Consider the following 16,403-nt stretch of genomic DNA (forward strand, 5'->3'; position numbering starts at 1 on the left):
TCGGTCATCCTCGAAATCTCGCCTGGCCCGGAACATGGAAATCGAACGCATCCAGTTGCAGAAGCATGGCGACAGCCGCGGCATGCTGATCGCCTTGGAACAGCATCGGAACGTGCCCTTCGTGATCCGGCGCGTGTATTACCTGTTCGCCACCCACGACGGCGTGCATCGGGGCCGGCACGCGCACCGCCATCTCAACCAGCTGGCGGTGGCGGTACGCGGCTCCGTCACCTTCCTGCTGGACGACGGCAGCGGGCCGGTGGAGGTCGTGCTCGACGACCCCTCGTACGGCCTGCAGCTCGGCAGCATGGTGTGGCGCGAGCTGTATGACTTCAGCGAGGACTGCGTGCTGATGGTGCTGGCCGACCATCTGTACGACCCGGCCGACTACATCACCGACTATGCCGAATTCCTGCGCGAGGTCCGTGGCCCCGTGTACCAGGAGGGCATGGCAGCATGCCAAAGCCTCTAGTCCTCATCGGCGCGGGCGAGTTCGCGCAGATCGCCTGCGAATATTTCGAACACGACAGCGAGCATGACGTAGTGGCTTTCAGCGTCGAACGCGATTATCTCGCGCAACCGCTGCTGGCCGGCCGGCCGGTGGTGGCGTACGAAACGCTGGAGGCGCACTACCCGCCGGCGGACGTCGACGTGTTCGTCGCCGTGCCGGCCAGCCAGCTCAATCGGCTGCGCACGCGCCTGTACCAGGATGCGAAGCGCCGCGGCTACCGCTGCGCCACGTACGTCAGCTCGCGCGCCTTCGTGTGGCGCAATGCCGAGGTGGGCGAGAACAGCTTCATCTTCGAGGGCAACGTCATCCAGCCGTTCGTGCGCATCGGCAACAACTGCATTCTGTGGAGCGGCAATCACGTGGGGCATCGCACGGTCGTGCACGACAACGTGTTCGTCGCCTCGCATGCGGTCATTTCGGGTTACTGCGAGATCGGCGAGAGCAGCTTCGTCGGCGTGAACAGCACCTTCAACGATCACGTGAAAGTCGCCCCCGACAACGTGATCGGCGCCGGTGCGCTGGTCACCCGCGATACCGAGCCGGGTCGGGTCTACGTCGGCTCGCCGGCCCGTGCAGTTGACGGCCGCTCGAGCCTCGACGTGAGGCTTTGAAGAGCGCATGTTCGAATGGACCAAGAAGGGCCTGGTGTTCGAAACCGCGCGGCGGGGCGTGGGCGGCTGGATGCGCCACTCGGCGCTCACGCCGACGCCGTACCGGATCGACGACGAACTCATCCGCGTCTACGCGGGATTCCGCGATGCCGATGGCGTCAGCCGGATCGGCTACGTCGACGTGCGGGCGGACGATCCCGCGACGGTCGTGCGGGTCAGCGCCGAGCCGGTGCTCGACATCGGCCGGCCCGGCTGCTTCGACGACAACGGCATGATCCTGGGCGACCTCGTCGACGCGCCGGGCGGCCTGCACATGTTCTATGTCGGCTTCCAGCGCGTGGCCCGGGCCAAGTTCCTGGCCTTCAGCGGCCTGGCCATTTCCCGCGACGGCGGCAACAGCTTCCGGCGCACGCAGGAAACCCCGATCCTGGATCGCGCGCCCGGCCGCAGCACCATCGGCGCGGTGCATTCGGCCATGTACGAAAACGGCCGCTGGCGCCTGTGGTACGCGGTGGGCGACGACTGGGAAACCATCGGCGGCCAGCCGTTTCCGCGCTACCACATCCGCCATGCGCAGACGCCCGACCTCGCGGCGATGCCGCGCGCGGACCATGTCTGCCTGCGTCCGCAAGGCAGCGAGTACCGCATCGGCCGGCCGCGCGTATACCGCTTCGGCGGCCGCTACGTGATGTACTTCACGCGCGGCAATCGCACCGGCGAATACTTTCCCGGCGTCGCCTTCAGTGACGACGGCATCGCGTGGGAGCGCCACGACGAAACGCTGGGCATCGCGCTGTCGGCCAGCGGCTGGGACTCGCGCACGCTCTGCTATCCCGCGCTGATCCGCCAGCGCGACAAGCTGCTGATGTTCTACAACGGCAACGACATGGGCGTGGACGGCTTCGGCGTGGCCGAAGCCGACTATGGCGACGGTGATGGCGATGTGCAGCGTTAGGCCCTACACCGCCGCCGACGTGAACACCTGGGACGCACTGGTCGCGCGTTCCCGCAACGGCAACCTGCTGCATCGGCGCGGCTACATGGATTACCACGCCGATCGTTTCGTCGACCAGTCGCTGATCGTCGAGCGGCACGGCGAGGCCGTGGCGGTGTTTCCCGCGAACATCCGGGACAACGTGGTGACCAGCCACGGTGGCCTTACCTATGCCGGGCTGATCACCACGCACGCGTTGCGCGCCGAATCGACGCTGGCCGTGTTCGAGCAGATCGCCAACCATTACCGGGCGCTCGGCGTGGAGCGCGTGCTCTACAGGGCGGTGCCGCACATCTTCCATGCTTATCCGGCCGAGGAGGACCTGTATGCCCTGCATCGGCTGGGCGCGCAGCTGCAGCGGCGCGACCTCTCCTCGGCCATCGCGCTGCGCGAGGCGTTCCACTTCACGCAGGGGCGCCAGCGCGCCGTCAACAAAGCCAGGAAGGCCGGCATCGGCCTGCAGACCAACACCGATCCGGCGGACTTCCACGCGCTGCTGGCAGACGTGTTGCGCAAGCACGGTACCGTGCCGACCCACAGCCTGGCGGAGCTGCGCCTGCTGCAGGCGCGCTTCCCGCAGCACATCGTGCTGCACGAGGCGCGCCGCGACGGCGCCTTGCTGGCGGGCGTGCTCGTCTACGATTTCGGCAGGGCCGTGCACACCCAGTACATGGCCGTCTCGGAGGAAGGCCGACGGCTGAGCGCGCTGAGCTTCCTGCTGGCGGAGCTGGTCGGCGGCGTCTACGCGGAGCGGACGTATTTCAGCTTCGGCGTCTCGACCGAACAGGAGGGGCGGGTACTCAACGGCGGCCTGGTCACCCAGAAGGAATACTTCGGCGCCCGTGCCGTGGTGCACGATTTCTACGAGTGGCCGCTGTGATGGCCAGCGCGCCGATGGAAACCGGATTGGCGGACGTCCCGTTCCTCGACGTCCGGGCGATCAACGCGCGCCATGCCGACGAGCTGAAGGCGGCCGCCGCGCGGGTGATCGACTCGGGCTGGTACATCATGGGCGAGGAACTGGCGGCTTTCGAGCGCGAGTTCGCCGCCTATGGCGGCGTGCCCCACGCCGTGGGCGTGGGCAACGGGCTGGACGCGCTGTCGCTGATCCTGCGTGGCTACCGGCAGCTCGGCGCGCTCGACGAGGGCGACGAGGTCATCGTGCCCGGCAATACCTTCATTGCCAGCTTTCTCGCGGTCAGCGAGAACCGGCTGGTGCCGGTGCCGGTGGAGCCCGACCCGCTGAGCTTCAACCTCGACCCGGCCTGCGTGGAGGCGGCGATCGGGCCGCGCACGCGCGCGATCATGGCGGTGCACCTGTACGGCCAGCTGGCCGACATGCCGGCGCTGGCGGCGCTGGCCAGGCGGCACCAGCTGCTGCTGATCGAGGACGCGGCGCAAGCGCATGGCGCGGCGAGCGACGGCCGCAAGGCCGGTGCGTTCGGCGATGCGGCGGCCTTCAGCTTCTTCCCCGCCAAGAACCTGGGTGCGCTGGGCGACGGCGGCGCGGTGGTGACTGGCGACGCGCGGCTGGCGCAGCGCGTCGCGGCGCTGCGCAACTACGGTTCCGAGGTGAAGTACCACCATCTTTTCCAGGGCGTCAATTCGCGGCTCGACGAGCTGCAGGCGGCGCTGCTGCGGGTGAAGCTGCGCCATCTCGACGAGGACGTTGCCTGGCGCCGCCGCGTGGCGCGGCGCTATCGCGACGGCATCCGCCATGCGCAGATCCGGCTGCCGCAGGTGGTGCACGAGGAGCAGCACGCCTGGCATCTGTTCGTGGTGCGCTGTCCCCACCGCGACGCGCTGCAGCGACACCTGCAGGCGCACGGCATCCACAGCCAGGTGCACTACCCGGTGCCGCCGCACCGGCAGCCGGCCTACCCGGCCCTGCACGATGTCCGGCTGCCGCTGACCGAGCGTCTGCACGATGAGGTGCTGAGCCTACCGATGGGACCGACCCTGGGCGAGGACGCGGTAGAGCGCGTGATCGCCGCCTGCAACACGTTTGCGTGTCCGGCATGAACATCGTGCGCGCCGGCTTCTATTCCGCCATCGCCACCGGGGCGCGGCTGCTGGCGGCGCTGGTGGTGATCAAGCTGGTGGCCTGGTTCGCCGGGCCCGAGGGCGTGGGCAAGCTGGGCCAGTTCATGAGCCTGATGTCGTTGCTGGCCGTGCTCGCCGGCGGCGGCATCAGCGCCGGCATCGTGAAGTACGTCGCCGAGTACCGCCACGATCCGCAGCGGCTGGCGCGCCTGCTGGCCGCCGCGCTGTGGTACGCGCTGTGCGCCTCCATCCTGATGGGTTGCCTAGCGCTGCTGTTCAGCCGGCAGCTGGCGCAATGGCTGCTGGACGATCCCCGTTATGCGGGCCTGATCCGCGTGCTGGCGGTGGCCCAGCTCGGCATCGCGCTGGTCAACTACATCCTGGCCGTGATCAACGGCTTCATGGACGTGCGCCGGCTGGCGCTGATCCAGGTGCTCGGCTCGCTGCTCAGCATCGTGATGGTGATCTGGCTGGCGCGCTGGCTGCATCTGTACGGCGCTTTGCTGGCCCTGATCGTGAGCCAGCTGCTGTGGCTCGTCGTCGGCCTACCGGCGTGGTGGCGCAGCCCGTACTTCCAGCGCAGCATGCTGCGGCTGCGTTTCGACCGCGAAATGACCTTGCGGCTGGCGGCCTTTTCGGTGATGACGCTTACCGCTGCCCTGGTGTCGCCGCTGGTGAATATCGCGGTGCGCGATCATCTCGCGCTGCAGCTCGGCTGGCAGCAGGTTGGCTACTGGCAGGCGGTGAGCAAGGTGTCGGATGCCTACCTGCTGTTCCTTACCGCGGCCATCAACATCTATTACCTGCCCAAGCTGGCATCGATCGGGGAACGCGCCTCGCTGGTGGCCGAGCTGCGCAATGCGTACCGCTACATCCTGCCCGTGGTCGTCGTGCTGGCGGCGGCGGTGTATGTGCTGCGGGACTGGGTGACGCGCCTGCTGTTCAGCACGGACTTCGCGCCCGCCAACGCGTTGTACGGACCGCAGCTGGTAGGCGACGTCATCAAGATCGCCTCCTTCATTCTTTCCTACGTGATGCTGGCCAAGGCCATGACGCGGCTGTTCGTGATCTCCGAGTGCGTGTTTGCGGCCAGCTATCTGGCGCTGGTCTACGTGTTCACCGCGCACTTCGGCCTGGTCGGCGCGATGTACGCCTTCGCGGCCAACTACCTCGGCTACCTCGTGTTCAACGTGCTGGTCGTGCGGCATTACCTGGGGGGGCTGTGACGATGGCGTCCGACGCATCGAAAGGCACGGCGCTGCCGCTGGTTTCCGTGCTCATCCCGGCGTACAACCACGAGCGTTTCGTGCGGCGCTGCCTGGACAGCGTGCTGGAAGACCCGTACCCGGCGAAGGAGCTGATCATCATCGATGACGGCTCGACCGACCGCACCGGCACGCGGATCGCCGACTGGGTGGCGACGCATTGCATGGACATTCCGATCGAGTACGTGCAGCGGGAGAACCGCGGCATCGCGGCGACCCTCAACGAACTGGCGGCGCGTGCGAACGGCGAGTTCCTGCGCCCGGGCGCCAGTGACGACTATCTGCTGCCCGGCGGCCTCGACGCCCAGGTCCGCTACCTGCAGGCGCATCCGGGCAAGGGCGCGGTGATCGGCGATTCGATCGTGGTCGACCAGGACGGCAGGAAGCTGCACGACAGCGGCATGTGCGACCTGCATGGCGCCAACAAGAACCTGTACCGCTCCGACGACGGCATCCGTCGCGCCGTGATCCGGCAGTGGGCCATCGGCGGGCCGGTCGCGCTGATCCGCAGCAGCGCACTCGACACCGTCGACCGCTGGAGCGAAGGGCTGCGCATCGAGGACTGGGACCTGTTCCTGCGCCTGGCCGCGCGCGATGCGCTCGGCTTCGTCGACGTCAGCGTCTGCGCCTACCGCATGCACGAGGCGAACCTGAGCCGGACGCGGCACGCCGAAACCCGCGTCAGCAACCTCATCGAGTCGCGGCACATCGCGCTGCGCCGGACCAGCCTGTTCGACGAGCCCTACCGCACCTTGCTGCGGGCGCAGTCGCATTACATCGGCGCCAAGATTTCCTTCCTGGAGCGGAAGCCGGGGCCGCTGCTGCTGCACATGGCGGCTTACCTGTCGCTGGTCGTCGCGGCGAGGGCAAGGCCGCCATCGACGGGCCACGGCGTGGAGGGGACATGAAACGACTGCTGCGCCTTCCTTCCACCTGGCTCGGCCTGCCGATCCTGTTCGCCTGCGCGCTGACCTGGCTCACCTACGATCTTTCCCCCGACTACCTGGAAGGCCTGCTGCTGCTGGTCGTGCTCGCGGCGGCCATCATCCTGTTCGACGTGCAGACGGGCGTGCGGCTGCCGGAATTCGCGCGGTTCCGCGCGCGCGACTACGCCGGCACCCGCGAGGCGTTCCTCGCGCTGGCACTGGCCGGGCTGATCGTGCTGTTCTGCCTGCTCGATCTCACGCTGTTTCCGATCCCGCTGTTCGACAAGCCGTCGGCGTATGCCGTGATGGATGGCGGTCGTGCGCATGTCCGGCACGTTTCGGACATGTGCTGGGTGCTGCCGCCGATCGGACTGCTCTGCGCCAGGAGCCGGCGGTTGCGCATCGCGCTCATCGCGATCGGCTTCGTGTTCCCGGTGCTGGTGATCGATCGCAACCGGCTGTTCGCCACCTTCTTCTCGTTTGCGCTGGTGCTGGTGCTGCGCCGGGACGAGGCCAGGCCGTTGCCGTGGAAGACCCTGCTTGGCCTGGCGCTCGCCGGCAGCAGCATCTTCTCGATCCTCGGCATATTGCGCTCGGGGCCACTGGAGCACATCACGCTGCCGTTCAGCGCGATGTACCACGCCGCGCCGCAGGGCATCAAATGGCTGCTGCTGTACGTCAGCGCGGGGCCCTACAACTTCAGTTCGATCCTGGCCAAGGACTATGCCAACGCCGACTTCCTCATCAACCAGCTGGTGCCGCTGCATGGCTCGGTGGTGACGGCCGGGACGAGCATCCCGCTGGATGCGTCGAACATTAACGTGGGCACCGAGTTCTTTCCCTTCCTGATGGCGTTCGGCCCGTTCGGCGCGGCGCTCGCGGTGTTCGCGCTGTACGCGATGCTGCAGTGGAGCGTGCAGCGTCTGCGCCCGACGGTGCCGCTGTTTTCACTGCTGATGTTCCTGCGCGTCTCCTACGTCTGCGTGATGTCGCCGTTCGCGCCGCAGGCCTTCACCTGGACCAACGCCGGCTTCATCGGCATCTGCCTGTTCCTGCCGGTCATGGCGGCATGGCTGCCGAACCGCAAGGCAGCGGCCGCCGCGCCCACCCCGTCTTCACCCTCTCTCCAGCGAGTACCGAACCATGGAACACGATGAAATCTATCTGATCGACCTGTGGCGGATCTTCACCCGTGAATGGACGTGGTTCGTGCTGGTGCTGGTGTTGACCCTGGTCTGCACCTACGCCTTCGCGCACCTGGTGAAGCGCCAGTGGGAGGCTGCCGCGTGGATCCAGATCGCACAGATCGGGCAGGTGCCGGCGGGCCAGGATCCGAAAGTCGAACCGCTGCAGCGCGTCACCGAGCGGCTGCAACTGGTGCCGTTCAAGAACGAGGTGCTGGCAAGCGCCGGTTATGCGAAGACGTCGGCGGTGGCCCAGCTTTACCGCAACAGCCTGAAACTGGAGCCGATGCTCTACGCGGGTTCGCTGGTCAAGTTGACCGTGCGGGGCTACTCCCGCCAGCAGGCCAGCGAGCTCGCCGCGGCGACGGTCGCCCGGCTGCGCGCGATCCACCGGGGCCTGGAAGAGGCGCCGCTGAAATCGGCGCGCGCGCGCCTCGCCCAGATCGAGTCCGACCTGCAGACCGCGCAGGCCGATCGCGCCCGCTATCAGCAGGCCGCCGCGCCGGGAAACAGGGGCGAGGCGGGCGGCAGGGACGTGGCGAACCCGATGCTGGCCAGCCTGCTGCTGGCCAACAAGAACGAGGAGATCCGCAGCTTGCAGCAGGCGCGGAGCGATCTCGTCGAGCGCCTCGGCCCCACCTATACCTATGAAACATCGCTGATGTGGCCGGTCTACGTCCCCGACAAACAGGCGTTCCCGAACCCCGAGCTGACCTATGGCATCGGCCTGCTGCTGGGGCTTTTCCTGGGCTCGTCCGCGGCCCTGGCGAGAAACGTCGCGCGGCGGTCTGCGCGGGGGTAGCCAGCCTTCGCCAGCCGGGGCATTCAACCAAAGCAGTCCGGAGCGGCACTCACCCGGCAGGCCGTGGAGATGCCGGGACCGGCCGGCAGTGGGTTCCGGGCGTCGTGGCGAATCACGGGCAGCCTTCCGGTGGAGCAGGATCGACATGAACGGGCAGCACACATTTGAGACCGGAAACCTGGCCGCGCCCCCGCCGGACGTTCGCCGGCCGCGCGGTGGCATGTCGCTGGACGAGGCGCAGCTGCTCGACACGCAGCGCGCCTTCGACAGCGTCGCGGCCGACTACGACGGCCCGCGCGGCAACAACGAACTGATCCAGCGCATGCGGCTGGCCCTGTGGGACACCGTGCACGATGAGTTCCCGACCGCCGCGCGCCTGCTCGACCTGGGCTGCGGCACCGGCATCGACGCGCTCGAATTCGCGCGGCGCGGCCACCAGGTCGTCGCCAGCGACTGGTCGCCGCAGATGGTCGAGCGCACGCGGGCACGCGCCGTCGCCGAGGATCTGCAGTCCCATGTCAGCGCCATCCATCTCGGCATCCAGCAGCTCGACCGGCTCGACGACACGTTCGACGGCATCTATTCGAACTTCGGCCCGCTGAACTGCGCGCCGGACCTCGGCGCCGTGGCGGCCGAATGCGCGCGCCTGCTGCGCCCCGGCGGCTGGCTGGTGTTTTCGGTAATGGGCCGGATCTGTCCATGGGAATTGGGGCACTACGCGCTGCGCGGCCGCTTCAGGCGGGCCGGCGTGCGCGCGGCGCGCGGCGCGACCGCGGTGGGCATGAACCACCACACGATCTGGACCAGTTACTACCTGCCGCGCGAGTTCTACCGCGCCTTCGCCGGACACTTTTCGCTGGTCGGCTACCGCGCGCTGAGCCTGTTCATGCCGCCGCCCTATCTGGTGGACTACTACCGCCGCCACCGCCGCTGGTGCGAGCGGCTGGGCTGGCTCGACGACCGCTTCGGCGCGCTGCCGTTGCTGCGCGACATGGGCGATCACTTCCTGATCGTGATGCGGCGGCGCTGAGCCATGGACGTTCTCCAGGCCGCGTTGGATATCAGCCTGTGCCGCGCGATTTCGGTCACGCCTGCTGGCGCTTCGCGTGCACCGCTGCCGATCCGGGGCGGACGGATCGGCTCCTCGCTGGCCGCGCGGGCCTGGCGGATCGACCTGCACGACCATCTGATCTTCCCCGGTCTGATCAACGCGCACGAGCATCTGCACGTCAACGCCGTACCGCCACTGCGCGCCGAGGCGCCGTTTCCCAACAGTTACGCCTGGATCGCGGCGTTCCAGGCGCACTTCAAGGAACCGGCCGTCGTCGCCGCGCTGCAGGTATCGAAGGCACTGCGGCTGCGCCACGGGGCACTGAAGAACCTGCTCGCCGGCACCACCTGCGTGGCGCATCACGACCCCTGGCATGCGGCGCTCGACGCGACGGATTTTCCGGTCGCCCTGCTGCGCGATTACGGCTGGAGCTACGCACTGGGCTGGCCCGGTTACGGGCCGCCGGTGGTGTCGAGCTTTGCCGCCACGCCCGCCGACCATCCCTGGCTGATCCACCTGGCCGAGGGTACCGACGCGACGGCGCAGGCGGAACTCGATCAGCTGGATCGACTCGGCTGCCTGGCGGCGAACAGCGTGTTGGTCCACGGCGTGGGCCTGCGCGAGCGCGACATCGATCGGGTGATCGCCAGCGGCGCGGCGGTGATCTGGTGTCCGACCAGCAACCACACCCTGCTCGGGCGCTCGCTGGATCCGCGGCGGCTGTGCGCGGCCGGGCGCCTCGCGCTGGGCAGCGACTCGCGACTCAGCGGTGCGCGCGACCTGCTCGATGAAATGCGCGGAGCTGCCGTCCGCGGCGAGCTCAGCCCGCGGCAGCTGCTGGGGCTGGCCACCACCGACGCCGCGCGCATCCTGCGTCTGCCCTCGCGCGGCAGCCTCGCGCCGGGCACGCGGGCGGACCTGGTGATCGTCGAGGACCGCGGCGGCACCGCGGAGAGCAGCCTGACGGGTATCCAGCGCAGCGACATCCGCGCCGTGGTGCGCGACGGCGTGCCGCGCATCGCCGATCCCGATTTCGCCGAATGGTTCGCGGCCACCGGCGTGGACGCCGTGCCGGTGACGCTGGACGGCAAGCCGAAGTTGCTGGCCAAGTCGCTGGCCGAGCCCTCGCTGCTCGCGCTCGAGCCCGGGCTCGAACGGGTCGCCGGGCGCAACGAGCGCGCGCGCGACACCACCATCGAAGCCAGGTGCTACTGATGTCCCGCCAGCCGATCCTCGAACCGCGCGAGGCCTACATGCTGTGGGCGACCAGCTATCCGGCGCATGCGCACAATCCGGTGATGCGGGCCGAGGAGCGCGCGATGCTCGGACTGATGCCGGACACGCTGCGTGGGCAGGCCGTGCTCGACGCCGGCTGCGGCAGTGGACGTTACATGCTGCATGCACTGCGTCGCGGCGCAGCGCGCGTGACCGGGGTGGATCTTTCGCCGCAGATGCTGGAACGCGCCAGCGCGGAACTGGGTGCACTGCATGCCGGCGCGACGGTCGCGCTGGTGCAAGGCAGCCTGGCGGCGCTGCCGGTGCCGGATGCGCGGGCGGACCTGACCGTGTGCGGCCTGGTCGTCGGACACCTCGACGACCTTGAGCAGTCGCTGGCCGAGCTGCGCCGGGTGACCCGGCCCGGCGGCACGCTGTTGTGCAGCGACGTGCATCCGATCGGGCATGCGCTCGGCTGGCGGCGCGACTTCAAGTCCGGCGGCCGGCGCTACGCCGTGCGGCATACCCAGCACCTGTACAGCCATTGGCATGCCGCCTGCGCCGGACTCGGGCTGCGCATCGAGCAGGTGCTGGAACCCATGCTCGATCCGGTCGACATTCCCGCCGGCTCGCACTTCGACCGCATGGCACTGGAGGTTCCCGTCGCGCTGGTGTTCCAGCTGCGCCGGGCGCCTTGATTCCACTTGCTCCCAGGCCTCCCCATGACCCATCCACCGCGCACCTTGCTGATCAACCCCACCATCACCTCGCGTACGAGCGCGCGGTTCCCGCTGGCGCTGCTGCACCTGGCGGCGGCGCTGGACCGCAGCGGCAGCAGCCGCATCATCGACGGCAACGTGGACCGCGACTTCGTCAACGACACCTTGCGCGCGCTGGAAGAAGACCGCTTCGACGCGGTCGGCATCGGCGTGATGGGCGGCCCGCAGGTGGCGCCGGCGATCGCCGTGTCGCAGGCGATCCGCGCGCGCATTCCGGCGCTGCCGATCATCTGGGGCGGCTACTTCCCGACCCTGCACACGGACGCGACGCTGGCCGCGCCCTACGTCGACTACGCGGTCCGCGCGCAGGGCGAGGACACCTTGTCGGAGCTGGTCGCCACGCTCAGTGGCCACGCCGGCCCCGCCCTGGAACAGATCGCCGGGCTGTCCTGGAAAAACGCCGGCACGGTGGTGCACAACCCGGCTCGCCGCATCATGCGCAACGACCCCGCGGGGTTGCTGCCCTACGACAAGCTCGGCGATCCGCACCGCTACCTGGCACGCACCTACCTCGGCCAGCGCACCGTCGCGCACCAGGCGGCGATCGGCTGCCGCTATCACTGCACCTTCTGCGGCGTGGCCGCGATGTTCGGCGGCGCGACCTTCCTGCCGGCCGCCGCGCGGCTCGAACGCGAGCTGAGCTATCTCAAGCATGAGCTGGGCGCCGATTCGGTGCAGTACTTCGACCACAACTTCTTCGACCGCGAGGCGGACATGGTGCCGCTGCTCGAAGTCATGGCCCGGTTCGAACTGCCGTGGTGGTGCTTCGCCCGCGCGGACGCGCTGCTGAAGCTGTCGGAGCGTTCGTGGGAGCTGGTGCGCAAGAGCCGGCTGCGCATGGCCTACATCGGCGCGGAATCGCCCAGCGACCAGATGCTGCACGACATCCGCAAGGGCACGCGCCCGGACCAGACCCTGGCGGTGGTCGAACAGTGCCGCCGCTACGGGGTGATCCCCGAGCTGTCGTTCATGGTCGCGCCGCCGGAGAACACCGAGGAAGAGACCGAGCGCACCTTCGAGTTCATCCGCGAGCTGAAGCGGATCAACCCGCAGACGGAGATCGTCATCTACGTCTACACACCGCTGCCGGAGCACAGCCGCCACGAGAAGGACCGCAGCAAGCGGCCGGGCGCGCCGCTGCTCGACCTCGACGGCGAACCGGTGGTGTTCCCCACCACGCCGGACGAGTGGACCCAGCCGCGCTGGGTCAACTACGCCTGCCACGTCGATGCGCCGTGGCTCACCGACAAGCTGCGCCATCGCATCAACGACTTCGTCACCGTGCTGCGCTGCCGCTACCCCACGGTGCAGGACCTGCGTGCGCCGCCGTGGGCCAAGCGCAACCTGAGCGCGATGGCCGGGTGGCGCTACCGCTTCCGCAAGTACGACCGGCCGTGGGAATTGAACCTGGCAAACCGGCTGGTGCGCCTGCGCATGCCGCAGGTATCGGGCCTCTAGGCCGATGCCGGCCGTGCACGTGGCGCAGATCAATTTCCTGCCGGTGCCGGCGGGCCTCGCCTCGGCCGACGTCTTCGAGCAGTGGCCCACGCTGGCCAATGTGGCCGAAGCGGTGGCCAGCGCCGGCATCCGCGTGTCGGTGGTCCAGCTGGCGACGCGCCCGGAGCGCGTGCTGCGCAACGGCATCGACTACCGCTTCGTCGCGGTGCCCGGCGCGGAGCGGACGCGTCGCCTCGCCGAGGTGCTGGGCGAGATCCGGCCCGATGTGCTGCACCTGCATAGCCTGGGCTTCGCCGCGGACGCGTTCGCCCTGGCGCGACAGCTGCCGCAGCTGCCGATCGTGATCCAGGACCACGCCGACCGGCCGCCGCGCCGGTGGCGGCGGCCGTGGTGGCGGCGCTGGTACGGAGCGGCCGCGGGCATCGCCTTCACCGCCGCCGAACTGGCGCAGCCGTTCACGCGCGCCGGCCTGTTCGCGCCGCGCACGCGGCTGTTCGCGATACCCGAATCCAGCAGTCGCTTCACGCCGGGCGACCGTGCCCGCGCGCGCGCCGAGACCGGCCTGCACGGCGACCCCTGCGTGCTGTGGGTCGGCCATCTGAACGCCGGCAAGGACCCGCTGGCGGTGCTCGACGGCGTGGCCCGCGCCGTGCAGCGGTTGCCCGGCCTGCAGCTGTGGTGCGTGTTCGCCAACGCGCCGCTGCTCGACGTGGTGCAGCAGCGCATCGAGCACGATCCGCGGCTGGTCGGGCGCGTGCACCTGCTCGGCAAGGTGCCGCACGCGCGGATCGAGACGCTGATGCGGGCCGCGGACCTGTTCGTCGCCGGCAGCCATGCCGAGGGTTGTGGCTACTCGCTGCTGGAGGCGCTGGCCTGCGGCGTGGCGCCGGTGGTCACCGACATCCCCGCATTCCGCGCGCTGACCGGCGACGGTCGCGTCGGCCGCCTGTGGCCCTGCGGCGACGCTGCGCAGCTGGCCGAGGCGCTGGTCGATGTCGCGGCGAACCGGCCATCGCCGGCGCAGGTGCGCGCCCACTTCGACGCCACGCTGTCGTTCGCCGCGCTGGGCCGTCGCTGGGCCGAGGCCTATGCGCAGCTGCTCGACGACCGGCAGTGGAGGGCAGGATGAAACTCGCGCTGGTGGTGCCGGGCGGGGTGGATCGCAGCGGCGAGTTCCGCGTGATCCCGGTCCTGCTGGCGCTGATCGGGCGGCTGGCGCGCGCGCACGAAGTGCATGTCTTCGCGCTGCACCAGGAAGCGGTGGCCGGTCGCTGGGAACTCGCCGGCGCCACCGTGCACAACATCGGCGACGGCTGGACGCGGCTGCGCGCGATCGCGGCGATCCGCGCCGAGCATCGCCGCGCGCCGTTCGACCTGGTCCAGGCGATTTTCTCCGGTTCCTGCAGCCTGGTCGCCGTCGCCGCGGCGAAGCTGTTGCGGCGACCGAGCCTGGTGCATGTCGCCGGCGGCGAGCTGGTCGCGCTGCATGCGATCGGCTACGGCGGCCGGCGCAAATGGAAAGGGCGGCTGCGCGAAGCGGTGGTGCTGCGCGGCGCCGATGCGATCACCGCGGCCAGCACGCCGATCATCGATGCGCTGGCCGCGCTCGGCCTGAAAGCCCGGCGCGTACCGCTCGGCGTCGACCTGCGCGGGTGGTCGCCGCTGGCTCCGCACGGGCGCGGCGCGGGGCCGGCGCGGCTGATCCACGTCGCCAGCCTCAACCGGGTGAAGGACCAGCCGACCCTGCTGCGCGCGCTGGCGGCGCTGGCCAAGGCGGGGCTGGATTTCCGGATGGACATCGTCGGCGTGGACACCCTGCACGGCGAGATGGAGCAGCTGGCCTGCCAGCTGGGGCTGGAGGATCACGTCCGCTTCCATGGCTTCAAGACGCAGCGCGAGCTGCGCCCGATGATGGAGTCGGCCGACCTGCTGGTGCTGTCCTCGCTGCACGAGGCCGGCCCGCTGGTGCTGCTGGAAGCGGCGGTGGCCGGCGTGCCGACGGTCGGCACCGCGGTCGGCCACTTGGCGGAGTGGACGCCGGCGGCCGCGCTGGCCGTGCCGGTCGGCGACTGGGCCGCCCTGGCGGGCGCGATCAGCCGCGTGCTGGCGGACGAGGCGCTGCGACTGCGATTGGCCGCCGCCGCACAGTGTCGGGCGATCCGCGAAGACGCGGACCACACTGCGCGCGCGTTCGAGGCGCTGTATCTGCGGTTGCTCGCTGCGCGCGCATGAACGGCGCCACGAGCTCAACCGGTACCCGCATTCCGTCACTGGATGGCATCCGGGCGATCTCGATCCTGATGGTGTGCTACGGACACCTCAGCGGCACGCGGAACTTTCCCGTCTCGGTCGCGGCATACGGCCGCTGGTGCGGCGACGTCGCCCACCTCGGCGTGCTGGTGTTCTTCGTGATTTCCGGCTTCCTCATCACTACGTTGCTGATGAGCGAGCGCGAGACGACGGGGGCCATCTCGCTGAAGCGGTTCTACTTGCGCCGGATCGTGCGCATCTTCCCCGCGTTCTACGCGTTCATTCTGGTCATGGCCATCGCGACGCTGTCGGGCGCAGTGCACCTGACCGGCCGGGATTTTGCCTACGCCCTCACCTACACGGTCAATGTCGAGCCGAACCGCGCCTTGCAGATTGGGCATCTATGGTCGCTGTCCATCGAGGAGCAGTTTTACCTCCTGTGGCCGCTGACGTTGCTTGCCTTGCGTGGACGTCGCGCCTTGATCGTCGCCGTCGCGGCGATCTTCACCGGTCCGTTGGTGCGCGTGGCCATCCGCGAATGGATATTCCATGTCGATCCCCATGCGCTCAACGGCATGCTGACGAGCTTTCCCGCGATGTTCGATTACTTGGCCGCGGGTTGTGCCTTGGCTCTGCTGCGGCCATGGTTGCTGACCCAGATGTGGTACCTGCGCCTGACCGCCAGTCCCTGGCTGGTGCTGGCAATACCGCTGACGTTGCTGATCAATCGCATGGGCAGCCATACCGCGGCGATCCTGCTGGGGTCGCCGGTGATGAACGTGTGCATCGCGTTGCTGATCGAGTCGAGCACGCGTCATGCGGGTTCGTGGGTCGGACGCTTCCTGAACTGTAGGCCCGCGGTATTTCTCGGCGTGCTGAGCTACTCGCTGTATCTGTGGCAATTGCCTTTCCTCGATCACCGATCCAGCGCGTGGACGAACGCATTTCCACAGAACCTGATGCTCGTTTTCCTCGCAGCGCTGGCATCGTATTTCCTGATCGAGCGCCCCTTCGTTCGTCTGCGCAGAAGGTTGCGACGCGGCAGCGGGCCGCCTGCACGCGTGAAAAATGGTTTACAGGGTCAGGTTCACTTCCAGCCTGACAGCCTGAATAAGTGAACCTGACCCCGTTCTTGGCACAGTGCCGGGCGATCCGCGAAGACGCCGACCACACCGCGCGGGCGTTCGAGGCGCTGTATCTGCGGTTGGTTGCGGCGGGCGAGTGAAAGGCGTCGCGGGCTCGCCGGGACCTGCAGGTCGTGATCGGCGCGCCGCCGTGCTGATCGCTGAGTTCGAGCGGTAGCTATCGGCCAGA

At 68.9% G+C, this 16,403-nt stretch carries 16 protein-coding genes; all 16 read left to right on the forward strand.

Annotation, left to right across the window (positions count from 1 at the left end; all coding sequences use genetic code 11):
• Positions 1–34 precede the first annotated feature (34 nt).
• The 16 genes from ABD024_RS00915 to ABD024_RS00990 all read left to right on the forward strand — a co-directional run bounded on the left by ABD024_RS00915 (position 35) and on the right by ABD024_RS00990 (position 16,207).
• Positions 35–472, forward strand: coding sequence for a sugar 3,4-ketoisomerase (locus tag ABD024_RS00915; protein ID WP_343854387.1), 438 nt, complete (start codon positions 35–37; stop codon positions 470–472).
• Positions 457–1,122, forward strand: a complete 666-nt coding sequence (locus ABD024_RS00920) for an acetyltransferase (RefSeq protein WP_343848752.1) — start codon at positions 457–459, stop codon at positions 1,120–1,122. The genes ABD024_RS00915 and ABD024_RS00920 overlap by 16 nt, the downstream gene beginning before the upstream one ends.
• Positions 1,123–1,129: 7 nt before the next feature.
• Positions 1,130–2,077: a glycoside hydrolase family protein gene (locus ABD024_RS00925; protein WP_343848754.1), complete on the forward strand. Its 948-nt coding sequence runs from the start codon at positions 1,130–1,132 to the stop codon at positions 2,075–2,077.
• Positions 2,064–2,996, forward strand: a complete 933-nt coding sequence (locus tag ABD024_RS00930; RefSeq protein ID WP_343848756.1) for a GNAT family N-acetyltransferase — start codon at positions 2,064–2,066, stop codon at positions 2,994–2,996. Before ABD024_RS00925 ends, ABD024_RS00930 begins: the two co-directional genes overlap by 14 nt.
• A 14-nt stretch (positions 2,997–3,010) precedes the next feature.
• On the forward strand, positions 3,011–4,138 hold the full coding sequence (locus tag ABD024_RS00935; protein ID WP_343854391.1) for a DegT/DnrJ/EryC1/StrS family aminotransferase: 1,128 nt from the start codon (positions 3,011–3,013) through the stop codon (positions 4,136–4,138).
• Positions 4,135–5,385, forward strand: a complete 1,251-nt coding sequence (locus ABD024_RS00940; protein WP_343848758.1) for an O-antigen translocase — start codon at positions 4,135–4,137, stop codon at positions 5,383–5,385. Before ABD024_RS00935 ends, ABD024_RS00940 begins: the two co-directional genes overlap by 4 nt.
• Before the next feature lie 2 nt (positions 5,386–5,387).
• The gene (locus tag ABD024_RS00945; protein ID WP_343848760.1) at positions 5,388–6,332 is read left to right on the forward strand and encodes a glycosyltransferase family 2 protein; all 945 of its coding nucleotides are present in this window, start codon (positions 5,388–5,390) and stop codon (positions 6,330–6,332) included.
• Complete coding sequence (locus ABD024_RS00950; RefSeq protein WP_343848762.1) at positions 6,329–7,507, forward strand: hypothetical protein; 1,179 nt, start codon at positions 6,329–6,331, stop codon at positions 7,505–7,507. The genes ABD024_RS00945 and ABD024_RS00950 overlap by 4 nt, the downstream gene beginning before the upstream one ends.
• Positions 7,494–8,336, forward strand: coding sequence for a Wzz/FepE/Etk N-terminal domain-containing protein (locus ABD024_RS00955; protein WP_343848764.1), 843 nt, complete (start codon positions 7,494–7,496; stop codon positions 8,334–8,336). Before ABD024_RS00950 ends, ABD024_RS00955 begins: the two co-directional genes overlap by 14 nt.
• A gap of 220 nt (positions 8,337–8,556) precedes the next feature.
• Complete coding sequence (locus ABD024_RS00960; protein WP_343854395.1) at positions 8,557–9,366, forward strand: class I SAM-dependent methyltransferase; 810 nt, start codon at positions 8,557–8,559, stop codon at positions 9,364–9,366.
• 3 nt (positions 9,367–9,369) lie between these two features.
• Positions 9,370–10,602 (forward strand): amidohydrolase family protein, encoded by a 1,233-nt coding sequence (locus ABD024_RS00965; protein ID WP_343848766.1) that lies wholly within the window; start codon positions 9,370–9,372, stop codon positions 10,600–10,602.
• Entirely contained in the window at positions 10,602–11,300 is a 699-nt protein-coding gene (locus tag ABD024_RS00970) for a class I SAM-dependent methyltransferase (RefSeq protein ID WP_343848768.1), read from the forward strand. The genes ABD024_RS00965 and ABD024_RS00970 overlap by 1 nt, the downstream gene beginning before the upstream one ends.
• Positions 11,301–11,324: 24 nt before the next feature.
• Positions 11,325–12,839, forward strand: a complete 1,515-nt coding sequence (locus ABD024_RS00975) for a B12-binding domain-containing radical SAM protein (RefSeq protein ID WP_343848770.1) — start codon at positions 11,325–11,327, stop codon at positions 12,837–12,839.
• A 4-nt stretch (positions 12,840–12,843) separates the two neighbouring features.
• Positions 12,844–13,968, forward strand: coding sequence for a glycosyltransferase family 4 protein (locus ABD024_RS00980; RefSeq protein ID WP_343848772.1), 1,125 nt, complete (start codon positions 12,844–12,846; stop codon positions 13,966–13,968).
• On the forward strand, positions 13,965–15,071 hold the full coding sequence (locus ABD024_RS00985) for a glycosyltransferase family 4 protein (RefSeq protein ID WP_343848774.1): 1,107 nt from the start codon (positions 13,965–13,967) through the stop codon (positions 15,069–15,071). The genes ABD024_RS00980 and ABD024_RS00985 overlap by 4 nt, the downstream gene beginning before the upstream one ends.
• Entirely contained in the window at positions 15,068–16,207 is a 1,140-nt protein-coding gene (locus ABD024_RS00990; RefSeq protein WP_343848776.1) for an acyltransferase family protein, read from the forward strand. The genes ABD024_RS00985 and ABD024_RS00990 overlap by 4 nt, the downstream gene beginning before the upstream one ends.
• Positions 16,208–16,403: the final 196 nt, after the last annotated feature.

The organism is Rhodanobacter soli, assembly GCF_039523495.1.
Classification (GTDB): domain Bacteria; phylum Pseudomonadota; class Gammaproteobacteria; order Xanthomonadales; family Rhodanobacteraceae; genus Rhodanobacter; species Rhodanobacter soli.